Origin of the sequence: Geodermatophilus sp. CPCC 205761 (assembly GCF_051383655.1) — a bacterium.
In the GTDB taxonomy this organism is placed as follows: Bacteria; Actinomycetota; Actinomycetes; order Mycobacteriales; family Geodermatophilaceae; genus Geodermatophilus.
The window spans coordinates 1-1453 of the sequence record NZ_JALPKQ010000105.1 but is presented as its reverse complement, the minus strand read 5'-3'; the positions used below and the strand labels follow the sequence as shown (position 1 = coordinate 1453).

The 1453-nt window shown below is 69.2% G+C and carries 1 protein-coding gene; it reads right to left on the bottom strand.

Features of this window, described 5'->3' with window-relative positions:
- Nucleotides 1-44: 44 nt before the first annotated feature.
- Entirely contained in the window at nucleotides 45-1313 is a 1269-nt protein-coding gene (locus MY526_RS26915; RefSeq protein ID WP_436705486.1) for an IS256 family transposase, read from the bottom strand.
- Nucleotides 1314-1453: the final 140 nt, after the last annotated feature.

Here is a 1453-nt window from a genome sequence, read left to right as displayed (position 1 = left end):
GGGTGTGTCAGCTGGCCTGTGTAAGTGCCTGACTCGGTGATGGGTCAGGCCAGGTCGAGCCGGCCCGGGAACATGATGTCGAACTGGTTGAGTGCTGTCTTCCAGGCGCCGCTGCCGCGGCCGGCGGTGGCCCGGGTGGTAGTGCGGCCCATCTCCTTGCAGGCCAGGTAGAGGACCTTGATCAGGGCCTCGTCGGAGGGGAAGTGGCCGCGGTTGCGGGTGCTGCGGCGCAGCTGACTGTTGATGCTCTCGATCATGTTCGTGGTGTAGATGACCTTGCGGACCTCGGGGGCGAAGTCGAACAGCGGAATGACCCGCTCCCAGGAGTCGCGCCAGCGGCGGATGACCGCGGGATTGTTCCGGCCGAAGTCGGACTCGGCCAGCGCCTCGAGCTCGGCGCGGGCGGCGGCCTCGGTCGGCGCGCTGTAGATGGTGCGCAGCAGCGCGGCGACCTTCTTGCGGTCGTTGTAGTTGACCCAGCGCAGCGAGGCCCGGACCAGATGCACGATGCAGGTCTGCACCACCGTCTCGGGCCAGACCGCGGTGATCGCCTCGGGCAGCCCGGTCAGCCCGTCGCAGACGGCGATGAGCACGTCGACGACTCCGCGGGCCTTGAGTTCGTTCATCACCCGCAGCCAGAACTTGGCGCCCTCGGTGGTCTCCACCCAGATGCCCAGGACCTCCTTGCGGCCCTCGGCGTCGACCCCGACGGCCAGGTGCGCGGCCTTGTTCCGCACGCTGCCGCCGTCGCGGACCTTGCAGACCAGCGCGTCGAGGAAGATCACCGGATAGACGCTGTTGAGCGGGCGGGACTGCCACTCGGCGACCTCGGCGTGCACCGCGTCGGTGATCTTGCTGATCAGGTCCGGGGAGACGTCGACGTCGTAGATCTCGGCCAGGTGCGCGGTGATGTCGCGGGTGCTCATGCCCTTCGCGTAGAGGCCGAGGACGATCTTGTCGATGCCATCCAGCCGGCGCTGGCCCTTGCGCACGATCTGCGGGGTGAACGTGCCGGCCCGATCCCGCGGTGTCTCCAGCGCCACCGGCCCGGCCTCGGTCAGCAGCGTCTTGGGCGTGCTGCCGTTGCGCGAGTTGCCCGAGCCGCGACCGGCCGCGTCGCCGGACTCGTAGCCCAGATGGTCGGTCAGCTCCTCGGCCAGGGCGGCCTCCAGCACCGACTTCATCATCTGTCCCAGCAGCCCGGAGTCCCCGGCGATGTCCAGGCCTTCCTCGCGGGCCTGGGTCACCAGCCGGCGCGCCAGGTCCGGTGAGACCAGCGGTTGCTCCCCGCCGTCACGGCGAGGCCGGCCCACCCGTCCTCGAGGCTTCTCGGCCGGCACCGCACCATCGTCGACCACCGGCGACTGCACTGCGTCTGTCACTGCGTGTCCTCTCCGAGCCATGAGGGCTCAGCTTCGGAGTCACGCACTTACACAGCAGACCTGACACGCCC